Source organism: Kitasatospora sp. NPDC024654 (genome assembly GCF_055559155.1).
In genome coordinates, this window is sequence record NZ_JBVHLF010000004.1 from 194,544 (window position 1) to 209,011 (window position 14,468).

The window sequence follows — 14,468 nt, forward strand, 5'->3', positions numbered from 1 at the left end:
ATGCTTTACCATCGGGAGGAGCCCCCGAGACCCCCGGAGTGCCCCCTCGTGAACAGCCTTGCCCTCGGCCCCGCCTGGCTCGATCCGACCGGGTTGATCACCGACTTCGGTCTGCTCGGCATCCTGGCGGTGGTCTTCGCCGAGTCCGGGCTGCTGATCGGCTTCTTCCTGCCCGGCGACTCGCTGCTCTTCACCACCGGCCTGCTGGTGGCGCACGGCCAGTACGTCACGCAGCCGCTCTGGCTGGTCTGCCTGCTGGTGGTCGCCGCCGCGGTGGCCGGCGACCAGGCCGGCTACCTGTTCGGGCGGCGGGTCGGCCCGAGCCTGTTCGGCCGGCCCGACTCGCGGTTCTTCAGGCAGGAGGACGTCGAGAAGGCGGCGGCGTTCTTCGCGCGGCACGGGCCGAAGGCGCTGGTGCTGGCCCGGTTCGTGCCGATCGTGCGGACCTTCACGCCGATCGTCGCCGGGGTCAGTCGGATGAACTACCGCCGTTTCCTGGTCTACAACGTGCTGGGCGGCGTGCTCTGGGGGCCGGGGTGACCGTGCTCGGGTACTTCCTGGGCCAGGTGGCCTTCGTGCGGGACCACATCGACCTGATCCTGGTCGGCATCGTCCTGGTCTCGGCGCTGCCGGTCGCGATCGAGCTGTTGCGCGCCCGACTCCGTCCTTCGCGCGTCGAGGCACCGCCCCCCGAGCCCGCCCCCACGCGGCGCTGACAGACCGCCGCCACCAGGGGCGATGATCCCAAAGCTCATCAAACAGTCGTATCGTTCGCTCTTTGGACAATCCATTCGCTCAATGCCAGTGGCGCCCCGTGCACGCGGGGTCGGCGTCGGGCAAGGTGGAAGTACAAACGGACGATCATGACGGTGGCGGCAGGTCACCAGGATGGCGAGGGGAGCGGCAGTGCCTAAGCGGGGCCGGCCGGGCAGCAGCAGGAATCTGCGCGGCGGGAGCAGGGGGAACGGACGGACCCGGGCGACGGACCCGGGGCGTGACGGGCGGCAGACGTCCGCCGAACCGGCACCCGTGGCAACGGGAGCAGCCACCCCGGCGCCCACCCCCGACGAGCCCGGCACCCCCGAGCGCGAGGCCCCGCCGACCGAGGGCCTGCTCGGCCACCCCCTCCCGCCCGCCGAGCGGACCCAGGAGATCCCGCTCGCCCCGCTCCCCGTGGAGACCCCCGGCCTGCTGGGCCACCCCACCCCCGAGCCCACCGCCCCCGAGGGCGTCGGCGGTTCCTCCGAGGACACCGTCGCCCTGGAGGTCTGGCGGGCCGTCGGCTACCACCCGCCGGCCGACGTCGACGTCGACATCCCCACCCTGCGACCCGGCGCCCCCGGCGCGGCGCCCTGGCCGGACCGGATGCGCACCCTGCTGCGCACCCCGATGTCCGAGCGCCCGGCCTTCGAGCGCACCCCGCGCGAGGCCAAGGGTGAGGCCACCGCCCGCAACGTGCCGCGCATCCTCGACCTCAGCCTGCGGATCGGCGAGCTGCTGCTGGCCAGCGGTGAGAGCGCCGAGGACGTCGAGGCCGCCATGCTGGGCGTCACCCACGCCTACGGCCTGGACCGCTGCGAGCCGCAGGTCACCTTCACCCTGATCTCGATCTCCTACCAGCCCTCGCTGGTCGAGGCCCCGGTCACCGCCGCCCGGGTGGTCCGCCGCCGGACCTCCGACTACACCCGGCTGGCCGCCGTCCACCGCCTGGTCGCCGACATCACGGCCGAGCGGATCACCGTCAACGACGCCTACCGTCGGCTCGCCGTGATCCGCCGCAACCGCCACCCGTACCCGGCCTGGCTGATCTCGCTGACCACCGGCCTGCTGGCCGGTGCGGCCACCTTCCTGGTCGGCGGCCGGATCGACGCCAAGGCCTGGCTGGTCTTCGCCAACGCCTTCGTCGCCGCGATCGTCGGCGACCGGCTGGCCTCGCTGGTGGCCCGGCGCGGGCTGCCGGAGTTCTACCAGTTCGTGGTCGCCGCGATGCCGGCCGCCGCCTTCGGCATCATCCTCTCGCTCAACGACCTCGGCCTGCGCGGCTCGATCGTGATCACCGGTGGCCTGTTCGCCCTGCTGCCCGGACGGGCCCTGGTGGCGGCCGTGCAGGACGGCCTGACCGGCTTCTACATCACCGCCGCCGCCCGGCTGCTCGAAGTGGTCTACCTGGTGGCCGGCATCGTGATCGGCGTGATGCTGATCCTCTACGCCGGGGTCAGCTACGACGCCAACCTCAAACCGGCCGAGACCATGAGCGGGGTCAACAACCCACCGGTCCAGCTGGTCGCCGCGATGCTGCTCACGCTGGCCTTCGCGATGCTGCTGCAGACCGACCGGCACACCCTCGCGCTGGTCACCTTCAACAGCGGGATCGGCTGGACGACGTACGGCGTGCTGGTCTACAACGCCCACGTCTCGGCGATCGTGGCCACCGGGATAGCCGCCGGCCTGGTCGGTCTCTTCGGACAGCTGATGGCCCGTTACCGGCACGCCTCGGCGCTGCCGCTGGTGACCGCCGCGCTCGGCCCGCTGATGCCCGGTTCCGCGCTCTACCTGGGGATGCTCTCGTTCGCCCAGTCGCACTCCTCGGCCGGGCTGGTCTCGGTCAGCCGGGCCGCCGCGCTGGCCATGGCGCTGGCGATCGGGGTGAACCTGGGAGGCGAGGTGGCCCGGCTCTTCCTGAAGGTGCCCGGCCCCGGCGCGGAGCACCGGCTGGTGCCGTACTTCAGCGTGCCGCGCCGGGCGGCGAAGCGCACCCGGGGGTTCTGATCGGCCGTTAGTACCACGGGCCCCGGCGCGCCACCGCCGGCGTGCCCGACCCGAGCCCGAGGACGAAGGACGTCGACCCGAGAAAGACCCGCTCATGCAGATCGCCGGCCTGGTGAACGGCTACCACGAGCACATCGTGGCGGCGCACAAGCAGCCGCTCTTCCTGCTGCTGGTCGGCTTCATCAGCTCCTTCGTGTTCATCCGGTTCAGCGTGCGGATGATCCGGGCCCAGGTCCGCTGGTGGCCGGGGAACATCACGCCGGGCGGGCTGCACATCCACCACATGGTCTTCGGGGTCGGCTGCCTGCTGGTGGCGGGGATCGGGGTCTTCGCGACCAGCGGCGGCCACCCGTGGATCGACTGGTTCGGGCTGCTCTTCGGGATCGGCTGCGGCCTGGTGCTGGACGAGTTCGCGCTGATCCTGCATCTGGAGGACGTCTACTGGAGCGAGCAGGGCCGCAAGTCGGTGGACGCGGTGATCCTCGGGATCCTGCTGACGGCGCTGCTGCTCACCGGCTACGTCCCACTGGGCGTGGTCCCGGGGGAGGACACCCGGTGGGGGCTGGTCGCGGTGATCTCGGTGAACGCGCTGATGTCGCTGGTCGCGCTCTTCAAGGGCAAGGTGTGGACCGGACTGCTGGGCATCATGGTGCCGGGCCTGTCCTGGATCGGCGCGGTCCGGCTGGCCCGTCCGTCCAGTCCCTGGGCGCGCTGGCGGTACGCGGGTCGGCCGCGCCGCCGGGCCCGGGCGCAGCGCCGCGAACGGCTGCTGCACCGGCGCGCGGACCGGGCCCGGACCTGGGTCTTCGACCTGATCGCGGGCGCGCCGGACAAGGTTCCGGCCCACCACGCGGCGACCCACCGGGTGGCCGAGCAGCTGGCCGCCCGGGCCGCCGCGCACCTGGAGACCCGCAGCACCCGGACCGCCGAACGCGCCGCCGTCCAGCGCCGCCGCACCGTCCAGGCCGGGCGGGCCCGTTCGTACCGCACCCGCACCCGTATCGCCCGACGCAGGCCCTGACCACGCTGCTTCGAACTGCTCCGATCCCTCACCCGTATGGCGGGCGCGAGGTTAACGCTGACGATTCGTCATGTTTGAGACTATGACGGCCAGTGACCGAATAGTCACTTGATGGGATCTATGGCTGATCGTCGCACGAGGAGGCCCTCTCGTGATCCGCAGGCTGTTGCCCGCCCTGCTGCTGGCCCTCGCCGCCGTGGCGGGCCCGCTGCCCGCCCCGGCCGGCGCGCTCGCGGCACCGCGCCCGGTCACCGACGGTGGCGAGCGGGCCGCCGCTCCGGCGGACGACCCGCCCTACCCGACGAGCGACGCGATCTCCCGGGCACAGGCCGAGACGGACCACGCGGCGGCGGCCGAGTCGGCGATCGAGGCCCGGCTCACCGGTGCCCGGAGCGAGCTGGACCAGGCCGGCCGGATCGCCGAGCAGGCCGTCGAGGCCTACAACGGTGCCCGGGTCCGGCTCGACAAGGCCCAGACCGCGGCGGTCGAAGCCACCGCGCGCGCCTCGGCCGCGGAGGCCGCCCGGTCCGCGGCGGCCGAGGACGCCGCCCGGCTCGCCGCCGCCATGTACCGCTCGGGCGGCGTTCCGGAGCTCTCCGCGATCAACGCCCTGCTGGGCACGCCCGGACCGCAGGCCGCGGGTGCGCAGGCCGAGGCGGTCGGCGAGGCGGGCGACAACACCCGGCAGATCCTGGACGCCGCCACCTCCAGCGCGGCCGCCGCCGCCGAGGCCGGCCGGTCCGCCCGGTCCGCCGCCGACGAGGCCACCCGCGCCGCCGACGCCGTCGAGCACGCCAAGGCCGAGGCGCAGGCACGGGTCACCGCACAGCAGGCGCGGGTCACCGCGCTGGCCGGTCGGCGCGAGGGCCTGCTCGCCGCGCTGGCCCAGGCCCGGCACACCACCGTCGAGCTGGCCCGCCAGCGGCAGGAGGCGCTGGAGGCGCTCGCCGCCCGGCAGGCCGCGGAGGCGGCCAAGGCCACCGCTGCCACCGTGGCCGCACCCCCTGCCGCCGCCCCGCCCGCCCCCGCCCCCGCGGCCTCCGACGACCCGCCCCGCAACGGTGCCGCCTGGACCGAACACGGCGCCCGGGCCGCCCTCGACTTCGCCCGCTCCAAGCTCGGCTTGCCGTACATCTGGGGTGGTGAGGGCCCGCTCGGCTACGACTGCTCCGGCCTGACCATGCTGGCCTGGAAGCAGGGTGGCAAGCACCTCACCCACTTCGCCGCCGACCAGTACGCCGAGTCCACCCCGGTGACCTACCGCGACCTCCGCCCCGGCGACCTGGTCTTCTGGAGCCACACCGGCAAGGCCGCCGACATCCACCACGTGGCCATCTACGTCGGCGACGACCAGATCATCGAGGCCCCGCACACCGGCGCCGTGATCAAGCAGGCCAGCCTCTGGATCATGGGCCGGCCCGACTTCTACGCCCGCCCCTGACCGCCGAACGGTGAAGTCCGCGGCCTCGCGGCAACCGAGGAGGCCGCCGGGACGATCCCCGCCCCCGCCCCGGCCGGCGAGCACCCGCGCCCGCCGGAGAAATTCGGCTGCCTGTTCCGTCCGTCCGCATTACGGTGGCGCGATGAGCAGCGTGACATCGGTGGAGCAGGACGCGGGCGAGGCGGGCGGCATCGAGATCCGTGTCGTCGGCGAGGACGAACTGGCGGCGTGGGGAGCGGCGGTGAGCGTCGGGTTCCTGCGGGCCGGGCTGCCGGACGCGCCCGAGTTCCGCCGGCTGAGGCTGTTTCCGAAGCGTACCGTCGGTGCCTTCGACGGTGAGCGCATCGTCGGCACCTTCCGCAGTTTCCCCACCGAGCTGACGCTGCCCGGCGGGGCGCTGCTCCCGGTCTCCGCGATCACCGGGGTGACCGTCCACCCGACCCACCGCCGGCGCGGCCTGCTGACCCGGATGATGACCCGTGAGCTGGCCGCCGCGCGCGACCGCGGTGAGGCGGCGGCGATCCTGATCGCCGCCGAGTACGGGATCTACGGCCGCTTCGGCTTCGGCCCGGCGACCCGTCACCATGGCTGGCGCGTCGACCTGAGCCGGACCCGTGGCCTGCGTCCCGGCCTGCCGACCGTGCCCGGCGGGCGGCTCGACCTGATCGACATGGCCGAGCTGGGCAAGCTCGGCCCCGAGCTGCACGAGCGCTGGCGGCGCGGCCGGCCGGGCGCGATCGCCCGCGACGCCGCTTTCTGGAAGCCGCTCACCGGCGAGACGACCATGCCCGGCCGGGAGTGGAAGGAGCCGTTCGCGGTGGTCCACCGGGACGCCGCCGGCACGGTCACCGGGCTCGCGGTCTACCAGGTTGACGACAACTGGGCCGGTCCCGTCCCGGACAACACCCTCACCGTGCGGGACTTCCTCGCGCTCGATCCGCCGACCGAGGTCGCGCTCTGGCGCTACCTGCTCTCGGTCGACTGGGTGCGTCACGTGACCGTGCCCAACATCGCCCCCGACGACCCGCTGCCCCTCCTGCTGGCCGACCCCCGGGCCGCCAGGCCGTACGAGGACGACTGCGACTTCGTGTGGCTGCGCGTGCTGGACGTCCCGGCGGCCTTCGGGGCCCGGACGTACGGCGCCCCGGGCCGGGTGGTGCTGGACGTCGCCGACCCGGACGGCCACGCGGCCGGCCGCTGGGCGCTGGAGGTGGATCCGACCGGCACCGGACGGGTCACCAGGACGGACGACCCCGCGGACCTCGCGTTGGGCGCGGCCGAACTCGGCAGGCTCTACCTCGGCGCCGAGACGGCCCCGCGGCTCGCCGCGGCCGCGCTGGTCACCGAGCTGCGCCAGGGTGCGGCACAGGCGCTCGACCTGCTGCTGCGCACGCCGCTCAGGGCGTGGAACCCGGACGGCTTCTGAACTCCGCCGCCTCTTCCGCCGCCGCCGCTCCTGTCGCCTCCGCCTCCGCCGGTGCGCCGGCCCGGGAACGTCCGATGGTCGGCAGGACGAAGTCCTGGACGAGCCCCTTGGCGTCCCGCACCAGCGGGCGGAAGACCCGGTAGCGCGAGAGGGTGACCACCTTCGCGACCAGCGGGGTGCAGCGGTGCACGAAGGCCCGGGTCCGCTCGGTGTCCTCGGTGCGGTCGAACACCCAGTACAGCACGACGACCATCAGGTGCAGCCAGAGCAGGTCGGGCAGCAGCTCGGCCAGCTCGGCGTCGAGCTTGGGCGCCAGCTCCGAGTCCTCCAACACCTCGCGGAAGAGCCGCACGGCGGTCGCCCGGGCCGGGTGCGACTCGTCGGAGAAGGGGCTCAGCGGACTGTTCGGGTCGGCCGCGGTCCGGAAGAACTGCGCGGCGAACTCGTGGTACGGCGCCGCGCAGTCGACCCAGGAGGTCAGCGCGATCCGCAGGCGTTCGGTGAAGTCCCGGGTCCCGGCCATCCGGGCCCGGGCGTCGGCCGCGTGCTCGTACGTCATCCGGTCGTAGAACCCCTGGATCAGGTACTCCTTCGACGCGAAGTAGTAGTACGCGTTGCCCACCGAGACGCCGGCCTCGCCGGCGATCGCGCGCATCGTCGTCCTGTCGTACCCGCGCTCCTGGAACAGCCGCATCGCGGTCTCCAGGATGAGCGCACGGGTCTGCTCGCTCTTCTCCGTCTTCGGCCGGGCCCGGGCGCCCGCCGTCGTACCCACGCCGTAGTCCGGTGCCGCCCTGTCGTCCACGAGGGTCGAGCCTAGCCCTGGAGCGGTCGGCGCCCGGTTCGGAGTGTGACAGGCTCGGGACCGTGATCGACACCGAGATAGCCATCCGCACCGGGACGGCCGCCGACGCCCCGGCCGTCGCCGCGCTGCACGCCGCCAGCTGGCGCACGGCCTACGCCGGGATCGTCCCGCCCGAGGCGCTGGGGGACGGGCTGCTCGCGGAGCGGCGGGAGCTGTGGGAGCTCCGGCTCACCGTCGACTACGGCGAGCCGGCCGCGACGCCGCTCCTGCTGGTCGCCGAGGACGGGCCGGGCGAGCCGGTGGGCTTCGGCTACCTCGTGCCGCAGCCGGACGGCCGGGTGCTCGTCGACAACCTGCACGTACGCCCCGGCCTCACCGGCGGCGGCATCGGGACGGCGTTGCTCGGCGCGGCCCGCTCCTGGGTCGCGTCCGCGCACCCGGGCGCGGCGCTCTACCTCGAGGTGCTGCGGGAGAACCGGCGTGCCGTCGCGTTCTACGAGCGCTGCGGCGGCGTCCGGACCGACGAGCGTCGGGCGCCCTTCCCAGGCGGCTTCGAGCTGCCCGAGTACGAGTACACCTGGGCGCGGCCGTGGCCGGGAGGCTGATCCGTGGTGGGCATGGACCGGGACGATCACCCCGCGCCCGGGCAGCGGCTCCACCCGCCCTCGGCGAGCCCGCGCCCGGTCCCCGTCACCCGCCCCACCCGGCCCGGGCACCGGCCCAGGTCTCCGGTGCCCACCCGGCACGCCGCCGCGCTCGTTCCGGGGCGGCCGGCGGCGTGCTGCTCGTCGGGGTGCCGGTCGTCGGGGCGCCGGGCCTCGGCGTGCTGGGCGGGCTCGCGCGCAGGTGCCGGTGGCCGGCCGTCGCTGTCAGCAGGGCGAGCAGCGCGGCCGTCACGGCCAGGGCGTAGCCGATGCCCGAGGCGGCGGCGTGCTGGGCGATCAGGCCGCCGAGCGCCGAGCCGGCCGAGATGCCGGTGAGCAGCGCGGAGACGGCCAGCGCCATTCCCTCGTTCAGGGTGCCCGGCGGCAGCAGGTCCTGGAGCAGCGTCATGCCGGTCACCATGGTGGGCGCGGTGCCGGTGCCCGCGAGGAGGAGCGCGACCGCCAGGATCCCGGTGCCCGCGCCGCACCGGCCGGCCGCCAGCGGGAGCAGCAGCAACCCGCTCATCGCGGCGAGCCCGAGCCGGAACCGGACGTCCGGCGCGCGCCGGGCCGGCCTGGTCCCGAAGACCAGCCCCGACAGGCAGGAGCCGGCCGCGAGCAGGCTCAACAGCCAGCCGGCGGCGGCCCGGTGGCCGTGCCCGGGACCGGCGGAGACGTACGCGACCGTGCTGACCTCCAGCGCGCCGAAGACCGCCCCCGTGGCCAGGAACGCGCCGAGCAGCACGCCGCCGCCGCGTGCCCGCAGGGGCGATCCCGCCCTCGAGGCCGCTGCGGCGACCGCGAGCGGCGGTTCGGTCCGCCGCTGCGCCGCGAAGAGCAGCGTGCCGACCGTGCCCAGCACACCGGCGGCCAGCAGCCCGGCCGCCGGGAAGAGGGTGTCGCAGAGCAGCATGCCGAGCGCCGGCCCGGCCAGGAAGCAGAGTTCGTCCAGCGCCTGTTCGAGCGAGGCGGCGGCGTGCCGGGCCGCCGGGTCGCTCCGGTGCAGGTGGGCCCAGCGGGCCCGGGCCATCCCGCCCAGGTTCGGGCCGGCCGAAGCGGTGAACGCGCAGGCGAGCAGCAGCCAGTCGGGCGCGCCCGTTCCCAGGCAGAGCAGCAGTCCGGCCCGCGGCAGGACGCCGAGCAGCGCGGCGGGCAGCGCGACCCGGGCCTGTCCGTGCCGGTCGACCAGCCGCCCGAGCAGCGGCAGCCAGAGCGCCACCCCGACCGATCCGGCCGCGGCGACCGCGCCGGCCAGCGCGTAGGAGCCGCGCAGCTGGGCGATCGCGTTGAGCGTGCTGATGCCCAGCATGCCGCCGCCCAGCCGGGCGACCAGGCCGCCGAGGGTGAACGCCAGGGCGCCGGGGTGGGCGAGGACACGACGGTACGACGAGAACACGGTTCTCCCGGGGAGGCTGATCGGCGGTGCCTCCAGCCTGGCCGCCCACCCGCCGGCCGGTCCAACACCTGTTCCCGCGCACTGACGCACTCTCGTTGTCAATCCTCCTGGTGGTCCTCGCCCGCCCGCCGCCCCGCCGCCCGGCGGCCCGCCCGCCCGCAGGTTCTCGGCGACCGTCGTGCCGCGCCGCGTTGTTACCCTGCGGCCATGCCCGTCGACCTGCACCCCCGCCTGCTGCGCGGCTTCGTCGCGACCGCCGAGACCCTGCACTTCGGCCAGGCGGCGGCTCGGCTGCACGTCGCGCAGCAGGCGCTCAGCCGGGACGTCCGGACCCTCGAACGACTGCTCGGCCGGGAGCTCTTCGCGCGTACCACCCGCAGCGTGACGCTCACCCCGGCGGGCGAGCAACTCCTCCCGCAGGCACGGAGATTGCTGGCGATCCAGGACGAGATACTGGCTCCGGCGGCGAACCGGCCGCTGCTGGTGGACCTCAACAGCGAGGTGACCGGTGACGACCTGACGGCGGTGCGGATCCTCGCGGCGGCCCGCTCGGCCGCGCCGCGGCTCGAACTGCTGGCCCGCTACCACGGTGGACTGGCGGCCGCGACGGGGGAGTTGCTCGCACATCGGCTGGACGTCTCGTTCGGTTGCTACAGCGGGCTGCCGGCCGCGGTGCGTGAACGGCTGGTCCACCGGCCGGTCCGGCTGGAGCGGTTGGCGCTGCTGCTGCCGGCGGAGCACCCGCTGGCCGGACGGGCGGCCGTGCGCCTCGCCGACCTCGCCGGTCACCCGGTCGACATCTGCGCGGGCAATCCGGCCACCACCGAGTGGACCGACCTCGGCGAACGCCTGCTGGCCGCCCACGGGTTGACGGCCGCGCCACCGTCCGCACCGCCGGTCGGGGTGGACGAGACGGCGCGCTACCTGGCCCGACACGGCCACCCGATGCTCACCACGCTGGGCGGGCCGCGGATTCCCGGCGTGCTGACCCGGCCGCTGGTGGATCCGGTGCCGCTCACGCTGCTCGGCCTGGTCCACCGGCCGGGCCCGGTCACCCCGGGGCTCGCGCTGTTGTGTGCGCACGCACGGGAGTTGGGTGATCGCGAGGCCTGGCTGCGGCGCCCGCCGGGTAGTTGGCTGGCCGCGGAGGACGCGGCCCTGCTGGCGACGGCCGGGGCGGGACCGGCGGTGGCCGCCATGGGACCGGTGACGGCCGGAGCGGGAACCGGAGGGGCGTCGGCTGAACCCCGCGCAACCGACGCCCCCGCCTGAACGATCAGCCCCAGGTGGGCAGTTGGCGTCAGATGTCGGTCACTTGTCGGCGGTCAACCGGCCGGCCGCGCCCCAGCTGTCGGTGGGCACCTCGTGGATCCAGACCTGCACGCTCTCGGCCGGGATCTGGTAGGCGTCCACGAAGGCGTCGGTGATCCTGGCGACCAGCTCGCGCTTGAGCTCGACGGTGCGTGGGCCCTGCTGGACGGTGACGATGGGCATGGTCTGCTCCTCGGTGAATCGGCCGGCACCGGCCCTTCCGATGTCTCCTGCCGACGGGGAACAGTCCATCGCGGAACCCCGGTCGCGACCCAGGCCCGAATCACTCCGACAGCGATCACGAATCCTGATCACCGCTGGTGGCAGGGGTGGTGGACGGTAGGCGACAGGCGTCGAGCACCAGGCGGACCCGCTCCGACGTCGTGCCCGCCCGGACCGCCAGCGACACCGGCAGTGCCAGCCCCGGCGGTGCGAACGGCACGAAGGTGACCCGCGGGGCCCGCGTGATCCGCGCGTTCGCCGCGTACACCACACTCCACATCGGCGCCCCGGAGCCGACCGCTGCCAGGATGTCCTGCAGGCTGCCCGGGGCCGGACTCTGCACCGGTTCGAAGCCTGCCCGCCGGCAGCCGTCCAGTACCAGGTCGACCAGGGCCGGATGGTTGCGCCGCTCGGTCAGCCGCAGCGGCAGCCCGGCGAGGTCGGCCAACTCCACCGCGGGGCGGGCGGCGAGCGGGTGCCGGGTGGGCACGGCGGCGACCAACTCGTCGCGCCAGAGCTGGTGGTGGCGCAGCCCGGGGGAGCCGTCCGGGCTGGCCGCGCGGATGAAGGCGGCATCCAGCCGGCCGTCCGCCAGCCAGGCCAGCCGCTCCTGGATCGGCAGCGAGATCGGCTCGACCCGCACTCCGGGTGCGTGCTGCTGGAAGGCGTCGAGCACCCGGTCCAGCCGCTCGCCCAGGCCGGTGACGGTGCCCAGCCGGAACTCGCCCAGCCGCCCGGCCGCCAGCTCGGCGGCCACCGCGCGGGCGGAGTTCTCGGCGGCCAGCACCGCCCGGGCGGCCGGCAGGAACGCCTGGCCCGCCGCGGTGAGGCGGACCAGCCGGGGCGTGCGGTCGAACAGCTCGACCTTCAACTCCCGTTCCAGCCGCCGGATCTGCTGGCTCACCGCGGGCTGGCCGATCACCAGCCGCTCGGCGGCGCGGCCGAAGTGCAGCTCCTCCGCCACAGCCACGAAGTACCGCACCTGCCGTAGTTCCATCGGCCCTCCCCGTCTCCCGGTCCGCGGCCATCCTGCCGCAGATGCGGGAGGGGCGGGCCGGTGCGGGCGGCCTCAGGCCTGGGCCCGGACGGCGGAGATGTCGAAGCTGAGCTTGACCCGCTCGCCGATCAGCACGCCGCCGGTCTCCAGCGCGGCGTTGTAGGTGAGCCCGAAGTCGGTGCGGTCGACGGTGGCCGATCCCTCGAAGCCGACCCGCTCGATCCCGTACGGGTCGGTGGCGGTGCCGGTGAACTCCAGGTCCAGCACGACCGGGCGGGTCACCGACTTGATGGTGAGCTCGCCGGTCATCCGGTAGCTGTCGGAGTCGAGCCGCTCGGTGCCGGTGCTGCGGAAGGTGATCTCGGGGTAGCTCTCGGCCGCGAAGAAGTCGCCGGTCCGCAGGTGGCCGTCGCGCTGCTCGTTCTTGGTGTCCACGCTGGCGACCTTGATCACCAGCTCGGCGCTGGAGGCGGCCGGGTTGCCGCCGTCCAGGTGCAGCCGGCCCTCGTAGTCGGTGAACTCGCCGCGCACGTTCGTGACCATGGCGTGCCGCACGGTGAAGCCGAGCCGGCTGTGCGCGGGGTCGACGGTGTAGTCGCCGGTCAGGTGCGAGAGGTCCGGACCGCTGACCGTGGCGGCGGTGGCAGCGGCGGTGGTGCTCTTGCGGTGGAACAGGCTCATGGCTTCTCCTCGGGGCGTCGGATCAGAAGCCTTTTGTTGAGGCTTCAACTTCTTGTCTCCACGGTAGCCCGATTTGGTTCAAGCTTCAACCACCGTCCTCCGATCGGGTGACGGCGCGAGTGTCGGGGGTCGCGGCTAGGCTGCGGAGAAGTTCGCCACCGAAGGGCCAGGTCCTATGTTCGCCGTGCACGGCCTCTGGCAGACGGGATCCCGGCTTGCCCTCTGGGCCGAGGACTCCCGGGTCGCGGCCGCGGTGACCGGCCCGGTCCCCGGCGGCTCGGGCGACGTCCGTCCGCACCCCTTCGCCTGCCCGGCCGGACCGCTCGCCGAGCTGCTGGCCGGGATCGGGCCCGGGCTGGAGTGGCTGGCCGGCCGGGCGATGGAACGCTGGGCCACGCTCGCGCTGCCCTCGTTCAGCGGTGCGCCCACCCCGTCGCCGGAGCTGCTCGGCAGTCGACGGGCGGGCGGGGTCTCGCTGCACGACTGGCGGGTGCCGGTACTGCTCTTCGAGACCGCCGAGGCGGCCCAGCTGCTCGGCGAACTCTTCGACCCTCGTTGGGCGTTGACAACCTCCGAGCTGCCCGGAGCCGGCCGGGTGGACGTCGCGTACGGGGCCTCGCTGCGCTGGCTGACCGGGGTGCACGACCTGGCCTGGCGGCTGATCGGGCGCGGCCAGGTGCTGCCGGCCCTGGTACGCGAGGACGGTGTGGCCCACGCGCGCTGGCAGCCCGTGCCGGACGCCGCCGCCCGCCGCGAGGCGACCGCGCTGGCGGACGGGTGCCCCCGGGTCGGGCGCGGCGCCCGGTCGGGGACGGAGTTGCTGACGGAGGTGCTCGACGCCCTGACCGACTACGAGGCCCGGGCCGCCCTGGCCGCCCAGGCGCCGGTGGCCCGGGGCGACCGCCAGTCGATCGCCCCGGGCGGGGAGCCCCTGGTGGAGCGGTGGTTCGCCGCACTCGCTTCTGCGGACGGCCGGCTGGTCACCCCGCCCGCCGGCACCGGGCGGGCCGCGGCCGCGGTGACCGCGGCCGAGCAGGCCGCCTTCGACGAGCTGGCCGCCCGGCTCGCCGTCTGGTACGCCTCGGGACCGGACACCGCCGCCCCGGTCCGGCTCTGCCTACGGCTGGTCGAACCACTCGGTCCCGACTCCACCGACCCCGGCCCCGACTCCACCGACCTCACCGACCCCACCGACCCCCGAACCGGTCCGTCCGACGGCCGCTGGCGCCTCGACTTCCTCATCCAGGCGGTGGACGAGCCCTCCCTCCTGGTGACCGCCGCCGACCTGTGGGCCGGCGGCGCCGCGCTGGCCGCCTTCGAGCGCCGGGTCGCCGACCCGCAGGCGGCCTACCTCACCGAGCTGGACCGCGCGGTGCGCTGTCGCGCCGAGCTGGCGCCCGCGCGGCGCGCCGCCCGTCCCGAGGCTCTGGAGCTCGACCGTGCCGGAGCGCTCGACTTCCTGCGCGAGGCAGCGCCGGTACTGGCCGGCGCCGGGTTCGGTGTGCTGTTGCCCAGCTGGTGGCAGCGCCGGCCCCGCCTGGGGATGGCGCTCGCCGCCCGGGTGGCCACGCCCGGTGCGGTGGAGACCGCGAGCCGGATCAACCGCGACGCGGTGCTGGCCTTCCAGTGGCGGGGGGGGGGGGGGGGGGGGGGGGGGGGGGGGGGAGGGAGGGGGGAGGGGGGGGGGGGGGGGGGGGGGGGGGGGGGGGGGGGGGGGGGGGGGGGGGAAAGGGGGGGGGGGGGGGGGGGGTGGCG

General features: G+C 74.8%; 12 protein-coding genes and 1 pseudogene. 8 read left to right on the forward strand and 5 right to left on the reverse strand.

The features are described 5' to 3' along the window. The first annotated feature begins 48 nt into the window (after positions 1-48). From ACZ38L_RS04320 to ACZ38L_RS04340, 5 genes and pseudogenes are all read left to right on the forward strand, one after another. Positions 49-716 (forward strand): annotated as a pseudogene (locus ACZ38L_RS04320) (DedA family protein). A gap of 172 nt (positions 717-888) precedes the next feature. Beyond that, a complete protein-coding gene (locus ACZ38L_RS04325; protein ID WP_465689068.1) occupies positions 889-2,769 on the forward strand; it encodes a threonine/serine exporter family protein in 1,881 nt (626 codons plus the stop codon). 94 nt (positions 2,770-2,863) lie between these two features. Continuing rightward, positions 2,864-3,790: a hypothetical protein gene (locus tag ACZ38L_RS04330; RefSeq protein WP_465689069.1), complete on the forward strand. Its 927-nt coding sequence runs from the start codon at positions 2,864-2,866 to the stop codon at positions 3,788-3,790. A 151-nt stretch (positions 3,791-3,941) separates the two neighbouring features. Beyond that, the gene (locus tag ACZ38L_RS04335; protein ID WP_465689071.1) at positions 3,942-5,231 is read left to right on the forward strand and encodes a C40 family peptidase; all 1,290 of its coding nucleotides are present in this window, start codon (positions 3,942-3,944) and stop codon (positions 5,229-5,231) included. Positions 5,232-5,373: 142 nt separating this feature from the next. Next, a complete protein-coding gene (locus ACZ38L_RS04340) occupies positions 5,374-6,657 on the forward strand; it encodes a GNAT family N-acetyltransferase (RefSeq protein WP_465689073.1) in 1,284 nt (427 codons plus the stop codon). On the opposite strand, the gene ACZ38L_RS04345 is transcribed toward ACZ38L_RS04340, so the two are convergent. After that, positions 6,629-7,462, reverse strand: a complete 834-nt coding sequence (locus ACZ38L_RS04345; RefSeq protein WP_465689075.1) for a TetR/AcrR family transcriptional regulator — start codon at positions 7,460-7,462, stop codon at positions 6,629-6,631. The two genes, ACZ38L_RS04340 and ACZ38L_RS04345, sit on opposite strands and share 29 nt — an antisense overlap. Before the next feature lie 62 nt (positions 7,463-7,524). On the opposite strand from ACZ38L_RS04345, the gene ACZ38L_RS04350 reads away from it, so the two are divergent. Then, a complete protein-coding gene (locus ACZ38L_RS04350) occupies positions 7,525-8,067 on the forward strand; it encodes a GNAT family N-acetyltransferase (protein WP_465689077.1) in 543 nt (180 codons plus the stop codon). Between the two features lie 85 nt (positions 8,068-8,152). On the opposite strand, the gene ACZ38L_RS04355 is transcribed toward ACZ38L_RS04350, so the two are convergent. Then, positions 8,153-9,502, reverse strand: coding sequence for an MFS transporter (locus ACZ38L_RS04355; protein WP_465689079.1), 1,350 nt, complete (start codon positions 9,500-9,502; stop codon positions 8,153-8,155). A gap of 207 nt (positions 9,503-9,709) precedes the next feature. On the opposite strand from ACZ38L_RS04355, the gene ACZ38L_RS04360 reads away from it, so the two are divergent. Then, entirely contained in the window at positions 9,710-10,774 is a 1,065-nt protein-coding gene (locus ACZ38L_RS04360; protein ID WP_465689081.1) for a LysR family transcriptional regulator, read from the forward strand. A gap of 39 nt (positions 10,775-10,813) precedes the next feature. Here the strand turns inward: ACZ38L_RS04360 and dmpI are convergent, their stop codons facing one another. From dmpI to ACZ38L_RS04375, 3 genes are all read right to left on the reverse strand, one after another. Next, positions 10,814-10,996 (reverse strand): 4-oxalocrotonate tautomerase DmpI, encoded by a 183-nt coding sequence (gene dmpI / locus ACZ38L_RS04365; protein ID WP_465689083.1) that lies wholly within the window; start codon positions 10,994-10,996, stop codon positions 10,814-10,816. Positions 10,997-11,111: 115 nt separating this feature from the next. Beyond that, positions 11,112-12,032 carry a LysR family transcriptional regulator gene (locus tag ACZ38L_RS04370; RefSeq protein ID WP_465689085.1) on the reverse strand — a complete coding sequence of 307 codons (921 nt, stop codon included), beginning with the start codon at positions 12,030-12,032 and terminating at the stop codon, positions 11,112-11,114. A gap of 72 nt (positions 12,033-12,104) precedes the next feature. Further along, the gene (locus tag ACZ38L_RS04375) at positions 12,105-12,713 is read right to left on the reverse strand and encodes a YceI family protein (protein ID WP_465689087.1); all 609 of its coding nucleotides are present in this window, start codon (positions 12,711-12,713) and stop codon (positions 12,105-12,107) included. Positions 12,714-12,888: 175 nt separating this feature from the next. Between ACZ38L_RS04375 and ACZ38L_RS04380 the strand changes: the two genes are divergently transcribed. Beyond that, a partial coding sequence (locus ACZ38L_RS04380; RefSeq protein WP_465689089.1) for an SNF2 helicase-associated domain-containing protein occupies positions 12,889-14,468 on the forward strand: 1,580 nt, incomplete at its 3' end.

Coding starts and splice junctions, on each gene's coding strand:
- ACZ38L_RS04370 (WP_465689085.1), bottom strand. CDS start 12,032: ATGGAACTACGGCAGGTGCGGTACTTCGTGGCTGTGGCGGAGGAGCTG.
- ACZ38L_RS04340 (WP_465689073.1), top strand. CDS start 5,374: ATGAGCAGCGTGACATCGGTGGAGCAGGACGCGGGCGAGGCGGGCGGC.
- ACZ38L_RS04360 (WP_465689081.1), top strand. CDS start 9,710: ATGCCCGTCGACCTGCACCCCCGCCTGCTGCGCGGCTTCGTCGCGACC.
- ACZ38L_RS04375 (WP_465689087.1), bottom strand. CDS start 12,713: ATGAGCCTGTTCCACCGCAAGAGCACCACCGCCGCTGCCACCGCCGCC.
- ACZ38L_RS04330 (WP_465689069.1), top strand. CDS start 2,864: ATGCAGATCGCCGGCCTGGTGAACGGCTACCACGAGCACATCGTGGCG.
- ACZ38L_RS04325 (WP_465689068.1), top strand. CDS start 889: ATGGCGAGGGGAGCGGCAGTGCCTAAGCGGGGCCGGCCGGGCAGCAGC.
- dmpI (WP_465689083.1), bottom strand. CDS start 10,996: ATGCCCATCGTCACCGTCCAGCAGGGCCCACGCACCGTCGAGCTCAAG.